General features: G+C 68.6%; 21 protein-coding genes and 3 pseudogenes. 15 read left to right on the top strand and 9 right to left on the bottom strand.

The window, feature by feature from the left end:
• Positions 1 to 48: 48 nt before the first annotated feature.
• From ACFU8W_RS27055 to ACFU8W_RS27020, 8 genes are all read left to right on the top strand, one after another.
• Positions 49 to 390 carry a metalloregulator ArsR/SmtB family transcription factor gene (locus tag ACFU8W_RS27055; RefSeq protein ID WP_345511027.1) on the top strand — a complete coding sequence of 114 codons (342 nt, stop codon included), beginning with the start codon at positions 49 to 51 and terminating at the stop codon, positions 388 to 390.
• A 68-nt stretch (positions 391 to 458) separates the two neighbouring features.
• Complete coding sequence (locus ACFU8W_RS27050; protein WP_384042299.1) at positions 459 to 2,114, top strand: SulP family inorganic anion transporter; 1,656 nt, start codon at positions 459 to 461, stop codon at positions 2,112 to 2,114.
• A 20-nt stretch (positions 2,115 to 2,134) separates the two neighbouring features.
• A complete protein-coding gene (locus tag ACFU8W_RS27045; protein ID WP_384042126.1) occupies positions 2,135 to 2,521 on the top strand; it encodes a pyridoxamine 5'-phosphate oxidase family protein in 387 nt (128 codons plus the stop codon).
• Complete coding sequence (locus ACFU8W_RS27040) at positions 2,518 to 2,943, top strand: ATP-binding protein (RefSeq protein WP_384042123.1); 426 nt, start codon at positions 2,518 to 2,520, stop codon at positions 2,941 to 2,943. Before ACFU8W_RS27045 ends, ACFU8W_RS27040 begins: the two co-directional genes overlap by 4 nt.
• A gap of 18 nt (positions 2,944 to 2,961) precedes the next feature.
• Positions 2,962 to 3,414 carry an STAS domain-containing protein gene (locus tag ACFU8W_RS27035; RefSeq protein WP_384042120.1) on the top strand — a complete coding sequence of 151 codons (453 nt, stop codon included), beginning with the start codon at positions 2,962 to 2,964 and terminating at the stop codon, positions 3,412 to 3,414.
• Positions 3,411 to 3,632, top strand: a complete 222-nt coding sequence (locus ACFU8W_RS27030; protein ID WP_384042117.1) for an alkylphosphonate utilization protein — start codon at positions 3,411 to 3,413, stop codon at positions 3,630 to 3,632. The genes ACFU8W_RS27035 and ACFU8W_RS27030 overlap by 4 nt, the downstream gene beginning before the upstream one ends.
• A 1,052-nt stretch (positions 3,633 to 4,684) precedes the next feature.
• A complete protein-coding gene (locus ACFU8W_RS27025) occupies positions 4,685 to 6,172 on the top strand; it encodes an IPT/TIG domain-containing protein (RefSeq protein WP_384042110.1) in 1,488 nt (495 codons plus the stop codon).
• A 243-nt stretch (positions 6,173 to 6,415) separates the two neighbouring features.
• Complete coding sequence (locus tag ACFU8W_RS27020) at positions 6,416 to 7,645, top strand: GNAT family N-acetyltransferase (protein WP_384042107.1); 1,230 nt, start codon at positions 6,416 to 6,418, stop codon at positions 7,643 to 7,645.
• A 334-nt stretch (positions 7,646 to 7,979) separates the two neighbouring features.
• On the opposite strand, the gene ACFU8W_RS27015 is transcribed toward ACFU8W_RS27020, so the two are convergent.
• Both ACFU8W_RS27015 and ACFU8W_RS27010 read right to left on the bottom strand, forming a co-directional pair.
• On the bottom strand, positions 7,980 to 8,840 hold the full coding sequence (locus ACFU8W_RS27015) for a hypothetical protein (protein WP_384042104.1): 861 nt from the start codon (positions 8,838 to 8,840) through the stop codon (positions 7,980 to 7,982).
• Between the two features lie 48 nt (positions 8,841 to 8,888).
• On the bottom strand, positions 8,889 to 9,080 hold the full coding sequence (locus ACFU8W_RS27010) for a hypothetical protein (protein ID WP_384042308.1): 192 nt from the start codon (positions 9,078 to 9,080) through the stop codon (positions 8,889 to 8,891).
• Between ACFU8W_RS27010 and ACFU8W_RS27005 the strand changes: the two are divergent.
• Positions 9,067 to 9,387: pseudogene (locus tag ACFU8W_RS27005) on the top strand (Tn3 family transposase); the annotation flags it as partial. The gene ACFU8W_RS27010 and the pseudogene ACFU8W_RS27005 sit on opposite strands and share 14 nt — an antisense overlap.
• Positions 9,388 to 9,577: 190 nt before the next feature.
• Here the strand turns inward: ACFU8W_RS27005 and ACFU8W_RS27000 are convergent.
• Positions 9,578 to 10,156 carry a TetR/AcrR family transcriptional regulator gene (locus ACFU8W_RS27000; protein WP_384042101.1) on the bottom strand — a complete coding sequence of 193 codons (579 nt, stop codon included), beginning with the start codon at positions 10,154 to 10,156 and terminating at the stop codon, positions 9,578 to 9,580.
• Positions 10,157 to 10,247: 91 nt separating this feature from the next.
• Between ACFU8W_RS27000 and ACFU8W_RS26995 the strand changes: the two genes are divergently transcribed.
• The 3 genes from ACFU8W_RS26995 (at position 10,248) to ACFU8W_RS26985 (ending at position 12,154) form a co-directional block, all read left to right on the top strand.
• Positions 10,248 to 10,694, top strand: a complete 447-nt coding sequence (locus tag ACFU8W_RS26995; RefSeq protein ID WP_384042098.1) for an anthrone oxygenase family protein — start codon at positions 10,248 to 10,250, stop codon at positions 10,692 to 10,694.
• 181 nt (positions 10,695 to 10,875) lie between these two features.
• Positions 10,876 to 11,226: an antibiotic biosynthesis monooxygenase family protein gene (locus tag ACFU8W_RS26990; RefSeq protein ID WP_384042095.1), complete on the top strand. Its 351-nt coding sequence runs from the start codon at positions 10,876 to 10,878 to the stop codon at positions 11,224 to 11,226.
• Positions 11,227 to 11,728: 502 nt separating this feature from the next.
• On the top strand, positions 11,729 to 12,154 hold the full coding sequence (locus ACFU8W_RS26985) for a DUF4267 domain-containing protein (RefSeq protein WP_384042092.1): 426 nt from the start codon (positions 11,729 to 11,731) through the stop codon (positions 12,152 to 12,154).
• Positions 12,155 to 12,834: 680 nt separating this feature from the next.
• Here the strand turns inward: ACFU8W_RS26985 and ACFU8W_RS26980 are convergent.
• The 3 genes from ACFU8W_RS26980 to ACFU8W_RS26970 form a co-directional block, all read right to left on the bottom strand.
• Positions 12,835 to 13,494: an NADPH-dependent FMN reductase gene (locus tag ACFU8W_RS26980; RefSeq protein ID WP_384042089.1), complete on the bottom strand. Its 660-nt coding sequence runs from the start codon at positions 13,492 to 13,494 to the stop codon at positions 12,835 to 12,837.
• A gap of 452 nt (positions 13,495 to 13,946) precedes the next feature.
• Positions 13,947 to 14,624, bottom strand: a complete 678-nt coding sequence (locus ACFU8W_RS26975) for a DUF4232 domain-containing protein (RefSeq protein ID WP_384042086.1) — start codon at positions 14,622 to 14,624, stop codon at positions 13,947 to 13,949.
• Between the two features lie 271 nt (positions 14,625 to 14,895).
• Complete coding sequence (locus ACFU8W_RS26970) at positions 14,896 to 15,111, bottom strand: hypothetical protein (RefSeq protein WP_384042305.1); 216 nt, start codon at positions 15,109 to 15,111, stop codon at positions 14,896 to 14,898.
• On the opposite strand from ACFU8W_RS26970, the gene ACFU8W_RS26965 reads away from it, so the two are divergent.
• Both ACFU8W_RS26965 and ACFU8W_RS26960 read left to right on the top strand, forming a co-directional pair.
• Positions 15,071 to 16,237 (top strand): permease, encoded by a 1,167-nt coding sequence (locus ACFU8W_RS26965; RefSeq protein WP_384042082.1) that lies wholly within the window; start codon positions 15,071 to 15,073, stop codon positions 16,235 to 16,237. The genes ACFU8W_RS26970 and ACFU8W_RS26965 overlap by 41 nt on opposite strands.
• A 6-nt stretch (positions 16,238 to 16,243) precedes the next feature.
• Positions 16,244 to 16,454, top strand: a pseudogene (locus tag ACFU8W_RS26960) (IS701 family transposase); the annotation flags it as partial.
• A gap of 102 nt (positions 16,455 to 16,556) precedes the next feature.
• Here the strand turns inward: ACFU8W_RS26960 and ACFU8W_RS26955 are convergent.
• The gene (locus ACFU8W_RS26955; protein WP_384042075.1) at positions 16,557 to 17,021 is read right to left on the bottom strand and encodes a hypothetical protein; all 465 of its coding nucleotides are present in this window, start codon (positions 17,019 to 17,021) and stop codon (positions 16,557 to 16,559) included.
• Positions 17,022 to 17,406: 385 nt separating this feature from the next.
• Between ACFU8W_RS26955 and ACFU8W_RS26950 the strand changes: the two genes are divergently transcribed.
• Entirely contained in the window at positions 17,407 to 17,580 is a 174-nt protein-coding gene (locus ACFU8W_RS26950; RefSeq protein WP_384042072.1) for a hypothetical protein, read from the top strand.
• Here ACFU8W_RS26950 and ACFU8W_RS26945 read toward each other — a convergent pair.
• Together ACFU8W_RS26945 and ACFU8W_RS26940 are read right to left on the bottom strand one after the other, a co-directional pair.
• A pseudogene (locus ACFU8W_RS26945) lies at positions 17,577 to 19,206 on the bottom strand (IS200/IS605 family accessory protein TnpB-related protein). The gene ACFU8W_RS26950 and the pseudogene ACFU8W_RS26945 sit on opposite strands and share 4 nt — an antisense overlap.
• A gap of 301 nt (positions 19,207 to 19,507) precedes the next feature.
• Positions 19,508 to 19,876, bottom strand: a complete 369-nt coding sequence (locus ACFU8W_RS26940; protein WP_384042296.1) for a hypothetical protein — start codon at positions 19,874 to 19,876, stop codon at positions 19,508 to 19,510.
• Between the last annotated feature and the right edge of the window lie 3 nt (positions 19,877 to 19,879).

Here is a 19,879-nt window from a genome sequence, read left to right as displayed (position 1 = left end):
GCCGAGCGATGTTCCCGGGTATCCAGGTGATGAGGAGTGTGCGAGACCGTGCCGGTTCCGCTGTATGAGGCCAAGGCCGAGTTCTTCCGGATGCTCGGGCACCCGGTGCGCATCCGGGTGCTGGAGCTGTTGCAGGGCGGCCCGATGCCGGTACGTGACCTGCTGGCGGCGATCGAGGTGGAGCCGGCAGCGCTGTCACAGCAACTGGCGGTGTTGCGCCGCTCGGGGATCGTGACCGCTACCCGGGAAGGCTCGACCGTGGTGTATGAGCTGGCCGGCGGGGATGTCGCGGATCTGATGCGGGCGGCGCGGAGGATCCTGACGGAGATGCTGAGCGGGCAGAACGAACTCCTGGCCGAGCTGCGGAAAGCAGAGGTAGCGCCCGAGTGAGTGCCCTGCTGGCCCGATCCTGGGAGCGGGTACGCTCCCTGTTGCCTGCCCGCGCCGACTACGCGGTCATGGCCCGTAACCCGCGGCGTGACCTGCTCTCCGGCCTCACCGTCGCCATTGTGGCCCTGCCGCTCGCTCTCGGGTTCGGTGTCTCCTCGGGGCTCGGCGCCGAAGCCGGGCTCGCTACCGCCGTGGTGGCGGGAGCCTTGGCGGCGCTGTTCGGCGGCTCGAATCTCCAGGTCTCCGGCCCAACGGGCGCGATGACGGTGGTGCTGGTGCCGATCGTCGCCCAGTACGGGCCCGGCGGAGTGCTGACGGTCGGGCTGATGGCCGGTGTCCTGCTGATCGTGCTCGCCCTGCTGAAGGCCGGCCAGTACATGCGGTACATCCCGGCCCCGGTGGTGGAGGGATTCACCCTGGGCATCGCCTGCGTCATCGGACTTCAGCAGATCCCGGGCGCCCTCGGCGTGCCCAAGCCCGAGGGCGACAAGGTCCTCGTAGTGACCTGGCGCGCGATCGAGGAGTTCACGAAGGCACCGAACTGGACCGCCGTCGCTCTCGCGGCTGGTGTCGCGGCCATGATGCTGCTCGGCGCACGCTGGCGCCCGGCCGTCCCGTTCTCCATCGTCGCGGTGATCGCCGCCACTGTGGCCGCCCAGCTCTTCCACCTCGACAAAGCCGCACCGATCGGTGATCTGCCGTCCGGGCTGCCTGCCCCTTCGCTCGGCTTCCTGGACCTGTCGGCCCTGGGTTCGCTGCTCGCCCCCGCCGTAGCGGTGGCCGCACTCGCGGCGCTGGAGTCGCTGCTGTCAGCCACCGTCGCGGACGGCATGACGGTCGGGCAGAAGCACGACCCGGACAAGGAACTGTTCGGGCAGGGCATCGCGAACCTGGCCGCCCCTCTGTTCGGCGGCGTTCCGGCAACGGCCGCCATCGCCCGTACCGCGGTCAATGTCCGTACCGGCGCGGGCTCCCGGCTGGCCGCGCTCACCCACGCCGCCGTCCTCGCTGTGATCGTCTTCGCCGCAGCTCCGCTGGTCTCCAGGATCCCGCTGGCCGCGCTGGCGGGTGTGCTGATCGCGACCGCGATCCGCATGGTCGAGGTCGGTGCGCTGCGGGCGATGGCCCGCGCGACCCGCTCCGACGCGGTCGTCCTCGTCCTGACCGCGGCTGCCACTTTGGCTCTCGACCTTGTCTACGCGGTCATCATCGGCCTGGTGGTGGCCGGGGCGCTGGCGCTTCGGGCGGTGGCCCGCCAGGCCCGGATCGACGAGGTGGACTTCCGACCCGATCTGCCCGGTGAGCACAGTGAAGAGGAGCACGCGCTCCTGGCCGAGCACATCGTCGCGTATCGGATCGACGGGCCACTGTTCTTCGCCGGCGCCCACCGCTTCCTCCTCGAGCTCTCCGAGGTGGGCGACGTGCGAGTGGTGATCCTGCGGATGTCGCGGGTGTCGACGATGGACGCAACCGGCGCTCTGGTGTTGAAGGACGCCGTGGAGAAGCTGAACCGTCGCGGCATCGCCGTGATGACCTCCGGCATTCGCCCCGGCCAGCGCCAGGCCCTCGACTCCGTCGGCGCCTTGGGCCTGTTGCAGCGGCAGGGGCGCGAGTACGCCTCCACTCCGGAGGCCATCGCCGGGGCCCGCGCCCACCTGCAGAAGGCCGGACTGCTGCCCGCTCCCGGCCGGATCGCTCCTGTCATCGAAAAGGCTTCCCGATGACCGGCCCCCACACCCGCCACATGACCGAGGTCTCTGGCGCGGAGGCCCTTTGGCTGCTCGAAAGCGTCGACCAGGGTCGTCTGATCTACTTCCAGCGCGAGATCGCCGTGGTCCGCCCGGCCGCGCACGTCGTGCAGTACGGGCGCCTGATCGTCCGCACCCCGGCCCAGGAGGCCGCCCTGGCCGAGCGAGTCGCACTGAGCTACCAGACGGACGAGATCCGGGCCGACGGAAGCGGCTGGACCATCACCGTGACCGGACCGGCCGAGATCGTCCGTGACGCGCACGAAACGGCTCACCACCGCCGTACGCTGCCGGGCTGGGCCCACGGACCGCACGACACCCTCGTACGGATCCGTCCGCAGGCAGTTACCGGCTTCCGCCTCGCCCACCGGGAGGCCCGGTGAATACGCAGCTCGAAACCCTGCCGTACCGGCACGTATTGACCCTGCCCACCATGGGCTCGGCCGTCCGGATAACGCGTGAGACGACGGAGCAGGTACTGGCGGAGTGGGGTATCAGCCGCCGCCATCCGAGCGTGGATCCGGCGCTGCTGATCCTGGCGGAGCTGGTGACCAACAGCGTGCGTCACGCCGCCGTGCTCTCCCCGAACGTGACGGTCATCTTCGCGGGCGGGCCGGACACGTTCGCTTTCGCCGTCCACGACCGCCACCCCTACCAGCCGCCCCTCTACGACGCGGTCATCGGCACCGGCAGCACTGGGCTGGCCACCGTCGTCGAACTCACCCTGCAGATCGGTGGCACCGCGGTCGTACGCGGGGACGCGGACGGCCAGGGCAAGAGCATCTGGGTCACCCTTCCCCTGTAGAAGATTGAGGCAGCGACAATGACCATCGAGTGGCGCTACACCACCCACCACAGCCTCGGCGTCCTCTCCCTCGCCGGATATCTCGGCCCGGACGCCGTCCACCGGTTCACCGGCGCCATCGGCTGGGTCCAGGCACGCGGCACCGGGCCGGTCATCCTCGACCTGACCGAACTGCGCGGCTGGTCCGCCGCCGGCCGGCTCGCCGTCGCCCAGGCCGCCCGCCAACTCCACAGCGACGGGCGGCGCCTGGAACTCGCCGCAATTCCCGCTGACGACTCTCTCGTCCCCGACAGCACCCACCCGCCGATCCCCGTCCACCGCGACCTGCCCACCGCCCTCGCCACCCACCGGGACCCGGCCTGGGACGGGCGCGAAAGGTGCACGGACGAGTGGCTCGACACGCACACCAGCACCGACCAATGCCTGATGCAAGCAATGCACAGCAACGAACCGAGCAAGGAAGAACCATGAGCGACGTGACCGTGAAGGACAGCAACGGGACCGTTCTGGAGGACGGCGACTCCGTCACCCTGATCAAGGACCTGAAGGTGAAGGGCACATCCGAGACCCTCAAGCGCGGCACCCTGGTCAAGAACATCCGCCTCACCAGCCGGCCCGGCGAGGTCGAGTGCAACACCAAGAAGGTCAAGGGCCTCGTCCTGAAGGCCGAGTTCCTGAAGAAAGCCTGACCCAGAAAGACCACTCCGCACGCACTGTTCCGCCTGCTTCGGGACGGGGCCGGCGCGTGTGGTTTTCGCCACCTTGAGGCTTGCGGTAACGCGAGCGCCGCGTCGTCACCACCCCCGGCCGGGGGCCGGGGGTGGTCCGACCGCGCGAGCTTTCAGCGGGCAGCCCTGCCCCGCAGACTGCATGTGTCGGGGGCTGATACTGGTGAGCTCGCGCAATCGACTTTCAGCACTCCGAGCACACGCAGCACATCGCCACGGAAATTGTCCGTCGACCCTGCCGGGTTGATCGTCCACTTCCCCGCCATCAGCTCTGCTCCTTCGCCTGTCGCGCGCGGCCATCGGCCGGGCGCCGGCCAGGCCCGGCCGCAGAGGGCATCCGGCCCCCGGACCCGATGATCTCCTCCTCCACGGACGCTCACGGGCTCGGGGAAGTGCTGGAAGGTCAGCGGCATAGCCGGCAAGTCTGACCGCGCGAGGGCCCGCTGCCTGAGCTGTCGCAAGGGCGTCTTCCTTCAATGCGCCTGTCCGAACGCGCTCGCGATAAGCCGCCTGCCGATACGCAGACGAACAGAAACGGCGAGGACGCCCCACCACTCTCTCCGTGAACGGCGGAGAGGAACATCCTGTGCGCTCGCACCGATGCACTGGCACTTCCGCGGCGTCGGCCCACGCCTCGGCACAGTGACGAGGGACGGCGAGTTCCTGGCGCAGAGCGGGACCACACTTCGACGTTCGGAGCCTCTCCAGCAGAGCGGCGACCAGTGCTTGGAATGTGGCTGCGCCCAGGCCGATTTCGATGGGGACGGTGTAACCCGGGTACGGCCCAAACCGGGTTGCCTCCACCGCCCCAGAGTCGCTGGAATAACCGCGACGACGAGGTTGCATGGCAACCAAATCCTTGAAGCCGTTTACTACGGTTCCGCTTTAAGTCGGAACCCATTCCGAACGAGTGAATCCGAGAACACAAAGAGCCTGACATCCGTCAGGATACTGAGTAGCGAATACATTGAAATGGAGATGTTTGACCATGAGTGAAGACTTAAGGAGCGAGCATGGCGGCGGCACAACAGGCCACTCCGATCACGCCTCAGGTGGCCATGACCCTGGCCGCCATCGCGGCAACTGGAGCGACTCCGCGTCCGTCCGGGGAGACCCTGCAAGCCCAGACCGAGCGGATCAAACTCGGCATCTCCCGGCAGTTCTCCAACTCCCCCCTGATGAGCAACTGGACACCGACGTGGCTCGCGCTGAGCCCGGACAACGCGAACATGGCGTACATCGCCAAGAACAACGACGGCTCGAACCAGTTTGCCGTGGTCGTCCGCGGGACAATCGCCAGCGTGACCGACATTCTCGAAGACCTCGACGTCGGCACGGTGGTGCCGTTCACCGCCAGCGGGTCGAATTCCCCCATCTCCGTGTCGAAGGGGGCGATGGACGCCTTCACTCAGGTCGTCGACATGCGTTCGCTCAGCGCCAGCTCCAATCTCGTGCAGGCGCTCGCCGGCCTCTTGACCGGGATTCCGCAGCCGACGGTCTACGTAATCGGTCACAGCCTGGGTGGTTGCATCGCAAACATGGTCGCGCTTTACCTGAAGGCGCAGACCTGGCAGCAAAGCCAGCCACAGTTCGGGGTGGTCACCTTCGCGGCACCCACCGCCGGTCTGGAGAGCTTCGCCGACTACCTCACCTCCCAGTTCGGGAACATGAATCAGCGCTACGTCAACGCCTACGACGTGGTACCGCTGGCCTGGTCCGATCTCCCCACCGCGGAGAACTGGTATCCGGATCCCGGACCAGCGGCGACCCTCGAGGTGAAGGCGCTCCTCGGGTCGATCGCAACCCTGCGCGGGAACAATGTCTACGTCCAGCCGGGCACTGCCGTCAGCAAGAACACCGACTACATGGTCCGCGACGACAATGTGGTCAAGGCCTCGGTTGAGGATTTCCTGGGCCAGGTCGCATTTCAGCACGCCAACTCCACCTACCTCAGGCTGCTGGACGCGCCTGTCCTCTCCGGGCCGCCGACGGTGACCGGCGTGATCCCCAGCTTCGGTGCATCGGGCACACAGGTCACTATCAAGGGCCGCGACTTCAGCAAGGATTGCAACGTCGACTTCGGCCCCGTCCCGTGCCAGAAGCCACCCACGTTCAACCCTGACGGCACCATCACTGCCGAGGTGCCCGACGGGACCGGCATCGTCAACGTGTATGTCACCAACCCCCTGGGCACCTCCCCGGCAGTCCCGCTCGGGCAGTTCGCCTACGGCGGGCCCGAACCCGTGGTGGTCACCGGCATCACACCGGACAGGGGCAGGGCCAACGACTCGGTCACTATCTCCGGCGCGGGCTTCGCGAAAGGCGCCACCGTGTATTTCGGGAAGAACGCCTCGCCATCCGTCCAGGTCGACTCGGACAAGATCGTCGCCAAAGCGCCCCCGTCGGGCAAAGCTACGAGCACGACCGTGAACATCACCGTGAACGTGAACGGCTACTCGTCCCCCACCGGTCCAGCCGACGAGTTCACCTACACCGGGTGACACCGGAGTCGGTCAGCCCACTGGTCCCGGACAGCGGTCGCCCCGCGGTCCGGGACCAAAACGCGTCCGTGAGCCCAGTCCTGTTCGCTGATCCCGAGCGCCTGGGCGACGGTCATGACCGTGCGCCGTCGATGGGGCCGCGGGCCCGGCCGTAATTCGCTTGCCCTGGCCACGGGTCAACGCTGCACTGTGGCCAGACACCATGAGTCGTGGTGCCGGTATCCCGAGGAGGCAGCAGCAGCAATGGAGATCCGTCCCACGACCGACAACGATCTCGACGTCTTCGTCGACACAGTCCATGCCGCGTTCGGGCGCTTCCCGGAAACCCCGATAGAGGGCGGCGGGCTCTGGTGGTCGGCGCTCGAAATGGACCGCTGCATGCTCGCTCTGACGGCAAACGGGCGGCCCGTCGGCACCGCCGCCACGCACTCCTTCGAGCTCACCCTGCCCGGTGAGACCCTCGTCCCGGCCGCCGGGGTGACCGCCGTCGGCGTCCTGCCCTCGCACCGGCGCCAGGGCGTGCTCAGCGCGATGATGCGGCATCAGCTCACCGAGCTGCGGGCCCGCGGGGAGTTCCTTTCCGTGCTGCTGGCCTCTGAGGCCCCGATCTACGGCAGGTTCGGCTACGGACCGGCGACCTACACGGCGCGGCTGACTGTGCCGCACCACGAGGCCGCCCTCGCCGTTCCCCGGGCGCGCGGAGTGGCCCAGGTACCAGCGACCGGCTCGGACAACGGCTCGGTCGAGGTGCTGCGTCGGGCCGAGTGCGGCGAGATTCTGGAAGAGGTCTACGACCGGTATCGCCGCGCCCAGCCCGGCGCGCTGTCCCGGCCGCATCGCTGGTGGGCCTTGCGCGCGGGGCAGCCCCCGATCTCGCCGGCGCCGCGCTACGTCGCTGTCCACCGGGACGCCGGCGGCGTCCCGGACGGGTACGCCAGCTACTCGATCGAGTCCGGCACCCTGACGGTCGACGAGACCATCGCCACCGACGACGCCGTCTTCACGGCCCTGGCCCGGTTCGTACTCGGACACGACCTGGTCTCTCAGGTCGTGTTCAAGCACGTCCCGCCCGATCACCCGCTGCGCTGGCAGTTCGCGGACTTCCGCGCCGGCGAGGTGAGCGGCGACACCGACTGGCTCTGGGTGCGGCTGCTGGACGTCCCGCGTGCGCTGACCGCGCGCGGCTGGTTCATGGACGGCGAGCTCGTCCTCGACATCGACGACCCGTTCCTCGGCGAACACGACCGCTACCTGCTGACCATCCGGGACAGCAAGGCCGACTGTGTCCCGACGGACCGGAAGCCCGACCTGTCCCTGGACATCAGCGACCTGGGCTCCATCTACCTCGGCGGCACTGCCCCGAGCACGCTCGTGCGTGCCGGACACATCCGGGCCCACCGCCCAGGCGCAGCCACCCTCGCTGACGCACTCTTCCGCGCCGAGCGCTCCCCGCACTGCCTGCACTGGTTCTGACCGCGCTCGCAGACCCTGCACAAGTCTCTTTCGCCGGCTACTCGTTCGGCCTAACGAACAGGCCGGAGACGAAGCAACGGGAGCACGCCGAGGGTCAATGGCTACTTTGCACCGTGGATCAGGGATAGGAGACCGGGGCTGACCGCGAACCCATGGGTCTCTCCCCCAGAATCGGGGCGTCGCACCCTTGGGTTCGTGCTGAAGAACCTTCAGTTTCCGTGAACTCGCGGGGATCTACAGCCTCGGGACGGGTGGGCTCGCATGTTGAGGTGTCGCGTATCCTCCGGCGGCCTCCGGCTCTGGTCACCGTGAGTCGTCGGTGGTGGTCTGCTGATCAGTCCGTGCCGTCGTGACCGGGAGCGTAGGGCGGGATCGTCCAGCGCATCGTTGTCTGGCCTTCGGGGCCGGGCTGAAGAGTCACGGGATAGACCTGTCCGAAGCGGCGTTCGCCGCGATGTCTCATCGAGTGGTCGCCGCTGTCCCAGTTGATCCCCAGAACTGGGCAGCCGGCGACCTCGATGGCGCCGATCTGAATCGGGTGGGTCCAACTCGCACGGTTGAAGCGGTGGAAGTCGGTGTGCTCATCGATTGCAACCATGACGCCCCGGCCCTGCTCGTCGCCTTCCCAGTCGTTGAGGGTGTCGACGAGCTTCTCGGCGTCGTCGAGAGGCAGGTCGAGCCACCCTCGCACTTGGCTGCCGTGTTGCAGGATCAGTTCTCCGCCGAACTGAAGGTGGGCGGCCTCCGCGTAGCCTCCCCAGTAGGTGATGTCGGCAAGGCCGTCGGTTGATGGGTGGCCGTCTCCGGTCCAGGAGTCCAGGGCGAGCGCGTCACCGAGCACCATGCCGCACCGGTCGACCGGTAGGTCGCCAAGAATGATCGGCTCGTTGCCTGTGGTGCCGGCCCATGGCAGGCCGAGATCGATCTCAAGGACCGCGATCGTTGGTCCTCCGTCGAATGGTGATGCCGTCGTGCCGGCCCGCATCATCAACGGCCTGTCACCGGCGGCGGGAACCGCGACCATCTCACACATCGAATCATGGACGTGTCCACCGCCGGTCGACGCTGCGGCACTTGCGCGCTCGGACAGCGGTCGGCCCAGCTGCGGCCAGTGGTCGATCCACGACGCCATCCCCAACACGAGGACCCCCGACGGCGCCGTCACGACTCCCAGGTCAATGTCGGTCTCAGCCATCCGGCGATTGAACCTCCCTCCTGCTCTCAGGATCAAGGTCCGGCCGGGTCAGCGACTGTGATCACCGGGGGCATACCGGCTCCAGGTTCCGCCGGCTTCGGTGCCGAGGCGCGTGGTGGTCTTGTCGTGGTACCCGAGCGCGCGGGCGACGATGGGTGCGGGGGCCTGGAGTACCAACTGGCTGATCGCTGAGGCCCGGCCGCGCTGGGCGGGAACGCCGACGGACCGGAGACAGATCATGCAGGCGTACAGGACGGGGCAGGAGGACCAACTCGGGGCGCTCGGCCTGGTCCTCAATGCCGCCGTGCTCTGGACGACCCGCTACCTCGACGCCGCCGTCGACCACCTGCGGGCCCTGCCGCCCGAGGAGGGGGAGCATGACGTCCTGGACGAGGACGTGGCCCGGGTCTCCCCGCTGAAGCACGCCAACTTCAACTGCTTGGGCCGCTACAGCTTCGCCGCCCGGCCGCCACACGAGGGCCTGCGCCCGCTGCGTGACCCGGCGACCGTCCACCTCGACGAGGACGACGAGGGCACCGGCGAATGACGCGGCGTTAGGGCGCGTATCGGGTGGTGATCAATGAGCATCGCAGTTTGCGGGGCGGGTGCCCGTCTGGGGTGCGGGGCCCGGCGATCTGTGGCTGTGCCGTGCGGACGCGGGTGACCCGAAGCGTTGCCGTGGGCGGGCACGCGGTGGGGTGCGAGGGCCCCGGCCGTGTGCCCGCCGGGATGGTGTGTCAGAGCACGGCGAGCCGGTCCACCAGCAGTTCCACCCTCTGCTCGGCGTCCTTCGGCAGCAGCCGTCCCGCCCGGGTCAGGGTCGCGAGTCCGTGCAGGGACGCCCAGAACACCTCGGTGAACAGCCCCGGGTCGACGCCGTCCCCGGCGACCTCGCCCAGGCTCTCCATCAGCGCGGCGAAGGCGTCCTTCAGCGGCTCCGGGGTGTCCTCCTGCGCGTACGCCAGGCCGCCGTCGAGCTGGAACAAGGCGTCGTAGACCGCCGGGTTGCGCTCGGCGAAGTCGAGGTAGGCACGGGCGAGGGCGGCGACCCGCTCGCGCGGGCTGTTCGCGGCGGACGCCGCGGCCCGCACCGCCGCGGCCATCTCGGCGGCGCCCTCGAGGGCGACGGCGCCGATGATCTCGCGCTTGCCCCGGAAGTGGCTGTAGAGGACGGGCTGGCTGTATTCGATGCGCTCGGCGAGCCGGCGCGTGGTGACCGCGTCCCAGCCCTGCTGCTCGGCGAGTTCACGGGCCGTCGCCACGATGAGGCGCTCGCGGACCGCCCGTTCGCGTGCCTTGCGTTCCTGTACTGACATAACTCGAATCCTAGCACCGCTAGACAATCAAGCGGCAGTAGTACTAGCGTTGCTCACATCAGCTAGCAACGCTAGATCCCGGGAGGGGCACATGCTCAGCGCACTCGAGGTCATCACCACCGTGATCGTCGGCCTGATGGTGGGAGTGGAGTTCTCCGTCGCCTTCGTCATGAACCCGATCTTCAACGCCCTCCCGGAGGACAGCAACCAGCAGGCCCACTCCCACGGGGGCCGGATGCTCGGCGCCGTGATGCCGTTCTGGTACATCGGCTCACTCGTCCTCGCCGCGGTCTGGGCTGTCGCCGGATGGCACCACCGCGGCACCGGCCTCGTCATCACCGCCGCCGCACTGCTGATCGTCAGCGTGATCATGTCGATCCTGCTGCTCGTCCCGATCAACAACCGGGGCAAGACGTGGACCCCCGACAACCGGCCCGCCGACTGGAAGGAGCAGATGAACCGCTGGGACCGCTACCACTACGTCCGCGTCGCCATCATCATCGCCGCCTTCACCCTGCTCGTCGCCGCCCTCACCTGAGCCCACGGGCTCACCCGCCCGGTCGTCAGCCGCAACCGCTCGGCCGTGCGCCCGAAGTGCGGCACCGCCACCTCCATCTACATCCAAGGCCCGGACACCAACACCCTCGAACTCCGCTGGTATCCCCAGGACGCGGGCGCCAGCGACACCCAATGACCGATAGCGAGAGGAAGTACCGAGAATGGCCAAGCTGCAGAGTCTCGACCCGCACACGCCGATGTTCGCGCAGTTCAAGAAGAAGACCGGGCCCATCGCCCTGGCCAACACCTTCTTCGTCCCGAAGGAGAGGACTGAGTCGTTCCTGGCCCTCTTTCGGAGGCAGGCCGAGTTCATGAAGGTTCAGCCGGGATTCGTCTCCCTGCAGATGCACAAGGGAACGGCGGACAGTCAGCTTCTGATGAACGTCGCGGTCTGGGAGTCGACCGAGGCTCTCGCCACGGCGTTCGGCAGCCCGGAGTTCCAGCGCATGGCTGCCGACTTCCCCGACGACATCGTGTCGTACCCGCACATCTTCGAGCAGATCGACGTATGACACGGCAGCTGTAGCCGGAGGAGGGCAGCCGGAGAAGCCCTGCCCTCCCCGGGCAGTCACGCATCGATGCACCATGCCGGGTCGCCAAGGCCGCCGAGCACCCCACCACGCGTAGCCCCGTCCCTGAAGCTGTCCGAACACCGGCGGGGCACGGCGGGCCGTACGGCGATCTCAACCGGGGCTGCATCGCCGTCGACCGGCTGCGGGTGCTGCCGGCTGGGTCGACAGCTTTCGCCCCGTCGGGGTGAGCCCGACAGGGCTTCGGATTTCTGACCCCGCGGGCCGACGCCGCACCGGTGGCGCACAACCCCCACCCCCGGGCGGCAGGTGCCACCGAAATCCCGACATTCGGGAATGCAGCTGCCGCTCAGATCCCACCACTGCGATCCCGACAAGCTACGCCCCTCGATCAGCCGCGTCCCGCGGCCTGATCGGGCCCCACACGACTCAGCAAGCTCCACGAAGCTCACCAAGCCGACGAAGACTCGCAAGGAGAAGAACAATGTCGCTGAAGAAGATCAACACCGTCCTGGCCGCCGCCTTCATCCTCTTCATCCTCTGGTTCGGGACGGACTTCATCCTGAGCCCGGAGACGACGGCGCCGGGCTTCGGCCTGCCGAGCTGGCCGTCCGGCGACGGCGACGGCTTCCTGATCATCAAGGGAATCCGCGACGTCGTCCTGGCCCTGGTCCTGGGCATCCTGCTGGTGACGGGCCACCGCCGGGCGCTGGGCTGGGCGCTGCTGGTGGAGGCCCTCGCCGCATACGGCGACATGACCACCGTGCTGGCCCACCACGGCTCCGTGGCCACCGCGCTCGGCATCCACGGCCTGACCGCGACACTGATGGTGGTCAACGGCCTGCTGATAATGCACGAGACCCGCAAGATCGCGACCGCTCCGGCAACGCCCGCCCCGCAGCCCGCCTAACGCCACCTTGGCGCGTGTCGGTATTCGCCGGTCAGCGCCCGCCGGGAAAGGCGAGGCGCACGATTTTCTTCCAGTGGGCGGCGGCCTGGTCTCCGGCGCCGGGCGAACGGTGATTCGGTCGAGCAGATCCAGCCCGACCTGATCATCCCCACCGGCAAACGCAAGGGTCAGGCCCCCAGCGTCGCGAGCATCTACCGCGCACTCGCCGAGCACGAGAAGAGGGAGGCGTACCGCGAGGCCGTCGCCCAGGCCCACGCCGACTTCGCCGACATCCAGGGCGCCGACGATATTCCCCGCCCCTGCCGAGCCCGCATCCGGCGCCCGGATGATCCGCTCACGCCCGAGGAAGCCGACCTCCGCCAGCGCCTCCAAGGCCAGGTCATCCACCCCACGGAGACCGAAGAGCCAGCAAGATCAATCTCACCGGGATTTCCTGTACCTCAACTACTCACACCCGAACCCGGTGAAGAACGACCGGCCGCCGCCGGCCACCGCTCCGTCGCCTCTCGGCTTCCGACCGCCCCGATCGTGGACTGCCAGGTCCACTACGCCAAGGAAGCGCACGCCCACGGCGCAGGGGTGGCCAAGGGCTGCGCGCTGGAGACAGTGCCGCCCAGCCCACGCTCTCCCCCGTCGAGGCGTTCCCGGGCGCCCGCGTAGTGGCGCTGCCAGTCCCGGAGTCAGTCCTCGGCCCGCTGGGTGACCGGTGCGTCGGTGCGGTCGCCGGGGAACTCGTACCAGCGGCGCTGCAGGCAGACGAACTGCACGTCGGCCTGTACCAGCTGCATGAACCCGGAGATGATCTCGGCGAGCCGCTCCTGTGATTCGGGGCGGGCGAGCCGGCCGTCCTCGGTGAAGCCCTCGTGCGCGCGGGGCAGGCTGAACATGTCGGGGTAGACCCGCGTCCCCAGGTGCTCCAGCGGGACCCGCAGCGCCCACAGGCCGCGGTTGCCACCGATCAGCGACGGGGAGGCCGACAGCAGCAGCGCGTGCCTGGTCTTGAACGGCTGCGGCCGTACCCGTGACACCCAGTCGATGGCGTTCTTCAGCAGCCCCGGGACAGAGCCGTTGTACTCGGGAGACGAGATCACGAACGCATCGCAGCGCTTGATCCGCTCACACAGGGCCAGGGCACCCGCGGGCAGCCCCTCGGCGGCCTCCACATCCCCGTCGTACAGCGGCATGTCGAAATCCCGCATGCTGGCCATGTCGACCTCGGCACCGGTCTCGGCGACCAGGCCCGACGCCAGCGAGGCCAACTGCGCGTTGGTGGACCCGGCGCGCCGGGCCGCACCGAATACAAGGACCCGAACGGGAGCCGGGCCAACATCCGTGGTCATCTTGCGGTCCCTTCCAGCGGGCGGGGTGTCCTCAGCAGACAGTTTTTCCCGGCCCCGGTCTGCCGCACGCGACGACACGCCTCCGGCCGACGGCGTCACCCTCGAGGCGGTCCCAGGCCGGTGCATGGTGGGTGTGGGTGGACCGGCAGCAAGATCCGGCCCGTTCAGGCCTACGCGTCATCCTGAGCTTGTCCTGCCTTCCAAGCGTGGGCCTGAGACGGGCATCCGTGAGTACTGAGGTCTTCGGGTCTACGGTGACGTCAGAGCGGGCTCGGAATCAGTCCGGTCCCGGCTCAGCCCCGACCGCCGACCACTTCATATGTGAGCCGAAGCACGCTAGTTGTCACCATTGGCATCCCTTGACCTGCGGCTTCGATCAGGCAAAGCACGGTGGTTGTCATCAGGTCGGCACGCTGCGCGTCGTCGGCATGGATCACGAGCTGCGGGTCCGTTCAGCTGAAGGGAACGGCGTCCTTCGGGGCGGTGTGCCAGTTGGTGACGATCGGGTGATCGACAGTGATGGTGCCGACCGGCAGGGAAACCGGGTTGGGGTCGTCGTCACCGATGGCGACGATGATGCTGTCCAGTTCCTTGCCACCGTTTGCGTTGGTGGTCTTCGGGTTCACCCCGGCGTAGGCGGTGGTGCTCCCGCTCAGCTTGATCTGCTTGCCGGCGGTCTGCTCCGCGGGACCCGCCTCGGTGCCGTCAGATCCGAACGCCACGGTCGGAAGCGCGGCGGGCAGGTAGCAAGTGATCCCCGACTTCGCCTTCGCGATGATCAGGATGTATCCGCCGGCCTGGGTCTCGGGCCTGGTGCTCCAGGAGATGTCGTTGGCGCCGCAGCTCTGCCCGACCGGCTCCCGCTCGCCGTTGCCGGTGTCGGCGCCGGAGTCGACCCCGTCCGAGGCTCCCTTGCCCTTCGCGTCGGAGCCCTTGCCAGTGCCCTGGTTGCTGCCCGCGGTCGACGAGCCGGACGGGGTGACCGCATTGCCGGCCGCAGTGGGGGACGAAGAACCCTGCGCGGCGCCGGTGTCCGTGGCCGCGTCCGAGTCCTGGCACGCCGTCATCAGCATGGCGCCGCCGACGAGGAATGCGGAGACGAGAAAGGCCTTGCGACGGCTGCCGAACATGAAATCCCCTTGGTAATCAGTGGTTGAGGCCGAAGCGGTTTCGGCTTCTTGGTGCTTGCTTGATCACTATGAGGGGGCTGTGAGCCGAGGAGATCCCGGCGTCTTCGTTCCAGGACATCGCTGTCGCAAACCGGTGACATGATCACGAAGTGGAGGAACCAGGGTCAGTCCAGTGCGCCCGTTCGGTGGCCCTGGTGACAACACGCCTGCCTTGGTGACAACTATCGTGCTTCTGCTCAGATTTCCGGCGCGATCCCCTGCCCGAAACGCGTCACGCGTAGTCGAGCTCGATGCAGTCGATGTCGGTGAACTCCACCACGAGGCCCCCAGCCCGGCGGCCGCCGTCTTTGAAGTACTGCGCCTCAAGACCCTCGGCGACAGAAGGATGCCTGCCATTGGGCGTGTCCGACGGCCGTACGCCGCACCTTGCAGGGAAGGCTTCACGGATGCACGCCGTACTGCACGCACTGTCGATCACGGGGTCCATGACCTGGGAGATCACCTGGGCCCTGATCCTGGGCTTCGCCCTGTCCGCCGTCGTTCAAGCCGTGGTCCGCAAGTCCACCATCGTCTCTCTGCTCGGCGACGACCGGCCTCGCACCCTCGCCGTCTCCGCGGGCCTGGGCGTGGCGTCCTCGTCCTGCTCCTACGCCGCGGTGGCGCTGGCCCGCTCACTGTTCCGCAAGGGCGCGAACTTCACCGCCGCGATGGCCTTCGAGATCGCCTCCACCAACCTCGTCGTCGAGCTCGGTGTCATCCTGGCGCTGCTGATGGGCTGGCAGTTCACCGCCGCCGAGTTCGTCGGCGGCCCCATCATGATCATTGTGCTGGCGGTCCTGTTCCGGCTGTTCCTGCGCACGGGGCTCCTGCGCCAGGCCCGCGAACAGGCCGAGCGTGGCCTTGCCGGGTCGATGGAGGGCCATGCCGCGATGGACATGTCCGTGCAGCGCGAAGGCACCTTCACCCGGCGCCTGTTCTCCCGCGAGGGCTTCACCGCCACCAGCCACGTGTTCGTCATGGAATGGGCGGCGATCCTGCGCGACCTGGTCGTCGGGCTGCTCATCGCCGGCGCGATCGCCGCCTGGGTCCCGGACTCGTTCTGGCGCACCTTCTTCTTCGACGGCCACCCGCTCGCCGCCAAACTGTGGGGGCCCATCGTCGGCCCACTGGTGGCGATCGCCTCGTTCGTGTGCTCCATCGGGAATGTGCCGCTGGCAGTGGTGCTGTGGAAGGGAGGGATCAGCTTCGGCGGCGTGGTGGCGTTCATCTTCGCCGACCTGCTGATCCTGCCGATCCTCAACATCTACCGGAAGTACTACGGCGCGAAGATGGCCGCCTTCCTCCTCGGCACCTTCTACCTCGCGATGGTCATTGCGGGATACATCGTGGAGTTCGCCTTCGGCGGCCTGGGTCTGATCCCCGACCAGGCCGCCGCGAAGGTCCCCATGGAAGGCGTCAGCTGGAACTACACCACCTGGCTCAACATTGCCTTCCTCGTCCTCGCAGCCGTGCTCCTGGTGCGGTTCTTGCGGACCGGCGGGCTGACCATGTTGCACATGATGGGCGGCTCTCCCGACACCGGCCGGGGCCACGGCGACCGCATGCAGCACTGACGTGGCCTGCCTGTGACCACGCTGGTCCGGCTCGCCAAGCTCCGCTGGCGCATCGAGCACGACTACCGGGAGAGGAAGCAGGCCCTGACCCTGCCCCGACTTCGAGGGCCGAACCTGGGGCGGCCGGCACCACCACGTCACCCTTGTCTCTGTCGCGCACGCCTTCTGCACCCTGCAACGACTGGCCCAGGCCCCAAAAGACGCGGCGCCGGCCTGAGCCTCTACCAGGTCATCCGCGAGCTACAGACACTCCTCGCGATCTGGACCGGCGCCTGCACCACCTGTCACCGCGACATACCCACACCGATACGGACCGGCCCTACTGGCCGTGCATCGCGGTGCTGTAGACGTACAGGGCGATCACACCGGCGACACAGGCGAGGATCACCCATGAACCGAAACTGGTGTGTTTCCCCCTGCCTTTGGGCCGCGCGGTCTTCCCGGAGCGACGGGACCGCCCGGGCGCTGCCCGTCCCGGCACGACCAGCGCCGCATCGGCCGCCGCCTCGGCGAGCAGGCGGCGGCAGGTCGCGGCGAGCACGCCTGTACCGGCGGAGAGGGGCACCACGGCCTCCGAACGCGCCGGAGCGGTGGTACCGCCGTCCAGGATGCGCCCCGCGCGTACGAGGACCTCGTCCCGGCCGCCCGCCGGAGCGAGGCTGATCCACCGCCGTACGTGCTCACCCCGGATGACCACACCGCCGGACCGCTCCCGGTACACGGTGTGTTCCCGCCACAAGATCTCCGCCAACTCCCCGGCGGTGTCTCTCAGTTGTGCGCTCAAAACCCCTCCCCCTCCACCTCGCGGCGAATCGAACAAGCATCGCACTCTAGCGGTAGGCGCAGAGTGGGGGCCCAGCAGTCCCCCCAGCGGCCGTGCCCGCCCCCGGGCACGAATCCAGAGCGCATATCGGGTTGTGATCAAGAGGTGGCCTGCGTAAGGTCTCCGATCCAGGTCATCGAGGCACGTACGGCGTCGCCATCGCGTACCTGCAGGCCTCCGGCGAATCCGTCGACACCACTTACGAGGCGTGGCGCGACCTGATCAACGACATCCGCGCCCTACGCCTGGACTCGTACGACATCGCCGATCGGCTGAGGTCCTGGCGCGCTCCCTGACCAACCATCGTCTTCCGCCGCGGCGGTGAGGCAGCATCAGGGAGGCGCGGGTGACCCGAACCGGTGCGCTGATCGACGCCCTGTCGCGGTGGATCGACGCCTCCTCAGCCAACCGCGACCGCGACCTGGCGACTCGAAGCCGGGGCCGGATCGCCAAGGTCGCCGAGGAAACCGGCGAGGTGATCACCGCGCTCATCGGAGCCCTGGGCCACAACCGTTCCTAACCAGTGTGCGTGAGTGAGTCCTGGACCCACTGCTGCGTACCGGGCACATCCCGAACGGTGTTGGATGCGCTGGGTTCCCGCGTTCGCGTCCCGTTCGGTGACGGCCCTCCGGGGGGCCGGTCCGTTGCGGGTGGGCGGGTTCCCTCACGCCCCCGGTCACCTGACCCGGCCTGGGCGGTCCGATGCCCCGCACGATCACTCCGGTCGTGCGGGGGCGGTGCCGTCCGACGCCGGACCGGGTGCCCGAGGGCGCGTCGCCCGACCGCGATGCCGGCGGCATCGTGACGGGACATCGTTCGATGCGCGGTGACCAGTGGCTTCTGCCAGTGCTGGGCACCCCACCGGGAGGTGTAGGCGGGATCGACCGCGACAATGCTCAGGCCCTGTTCGGCGGCCATCGACACCAGCCGGGCCTTCAGTTTCCCGGTCGGGATACCGGAGATCAGCTGCCGGAACCGCTTGCGGCGGCCGTGCTTCTCCCGGGTCTTCTCGGTGGTGAAGTCGAGGTCTTCGATGCCGATCGCGGCGACCCCGGCCTGCTTGGCCCAGTGGATCAGGCGGGTGAGGGCGTGGCGGATCTGTGCGTCGCGGTGACCGGCGGTCCCGGACAGGTCGCAGAAGAACCGCCGGGGCCCGCCGACGGGGTTGCCGTGCCGGTCGAGCCGGTAGGCGGCGAAGTGGTCGGCGTTGGTGTCGACACCGATCATGCCCCGGGCGCGGGCGGTGGCCAGCGTCATGGTCGGGATGGCGGGGCGTTGCCAGGATGCGGTGAGGTACCAGCGGCCGCGGTCCACGTTCAGGTGGATGCGGTAGGCCACAGCGCGGTTCGCGGTGATGCGGTCGGCCCACTCCACACCCCGGTGCGCAAACCCGATCCGGGAGGCGAGGACGTACCGGCCGTGCCCGGCGTTGGCCAGGTGCGCGAGCGGGACAGGCAGCCTGATGGACACCTCACCGTCCGGGGTGACGCGAATCGTCTCGTTCCCGAACCGCTTCCCCGACTCACCGTCCGCCGCGATGAACCAGCGCTCCGCCTCCCACCGTTGCCGCCACTGGTCTTCGGTGAGCCGGGCCTGGGCGAGGTGGTGGCGGGTGTTCAGCAGACGTCTGCCGCCCCGCACCACCCGCACCCGACCGGCCTGCCACTCGGCAACAGCAGCAGCGTGCCGCGCCTCCAGCATCGCGAGGCGGCGAGATTTGCGGAACCACTCGCTCTTCGACCGGTAGCCACCCGCCGCCCGCTTGGTGCCCTTCTCCCCGATCGGGAGGGACAGGCGGTGCCGCAGCGTCCTGATCCCGGCTGCCAGCGTCTGGATGTGCGCCGCCTGGCAACGCCGGGCCAGCGCCCACTGATCGTGCGTGGCCTTGGTGATCGCACCCGCGATCCGCGACGACGACTCCTTCGTCAGCTCCCGCTTACGCGCCGCCCAGCTGTCCGCGCCGTGCTCCAGACCGTCCGCACAGCGGGCCTTGAGGTCACGCGAAGCCAGACGGCCCTGATGCTCACCGACCCAGCGGAGGACTTCCTCGTCCCTGGGGCGTGAGGTGCTTGAGCCGGTCCCGGACCGCCACCCCGCAAGGCCCGGGCACCACGAAGGGCACGGCCAACTCCCGCAAACCACCCACCACATCACCCCCGCCCTCAAAGGCCAGCCACCCGCTGTCCAGCCCAACGAGCAGCAGCCGTCAAGGTCACCCATTCGACCCCAGAACCCCCGTTCACGCCCCCGCGAACCCACCGACGGGACTCACTCCCGCTCGCCACCACTCACTTCAGCTCAGCAAACCGACAGCAGCTCACAACCCCCGCGAGGGTCCACACGGCTCCATACAGGACGTTCAGCGCGAGTTGCCGGACGTGGCGCCCGACGCGCCGCTCGCCGTCGCGCACCCGCACGCGGAGGACGCCCGCCAGCCCGACATTGGATCAGGCGTTGAGGTCCAGTACGCGGACCGGCTCGCCCTGCCACCGCTTCGGGACGATGGTGGCGATGATCGCTCCGTCGGGGCGGTCGAGTGTGGGCTGCGCTGCGTACTGACTGTGAGCCGCAGCCCATGTCTTCTGCCGGGCGAGGGCCAGGGCCGCGGCCAGGTCCAGGTCCAGGACGGTGATACCCGGCAGTGCGGCAAGGTGCTCGGCTGTGCCGGGCCGTGCGCGGTCGGCTTCGACGAGTGCACACGCCGGGGCGTACAGGAACCAGCCGGATTCGGCGTGGGCCCGGTGGATGAGACGGGACGCGAGGATGTTGCCCTGACCGGCCGCGGCCATCGCCGTGTCGTCCAGGACGATATGCATGGC

It is taken from the genome of Streptomyces sp. NPDC057565 (assembly GCF_042801455.1).
Lineage (GTDB): Bacteria > Actinomycetota > Actinomycetes > Streptomycetales > Streptomycetaceae > Streptomyces > Streptomyces yanii.
The sequence above is the reverse complement of the archived record's forward strand: the minus strand, read 5'-3'. Positions and strand labels throughout refer to the sequence as shown.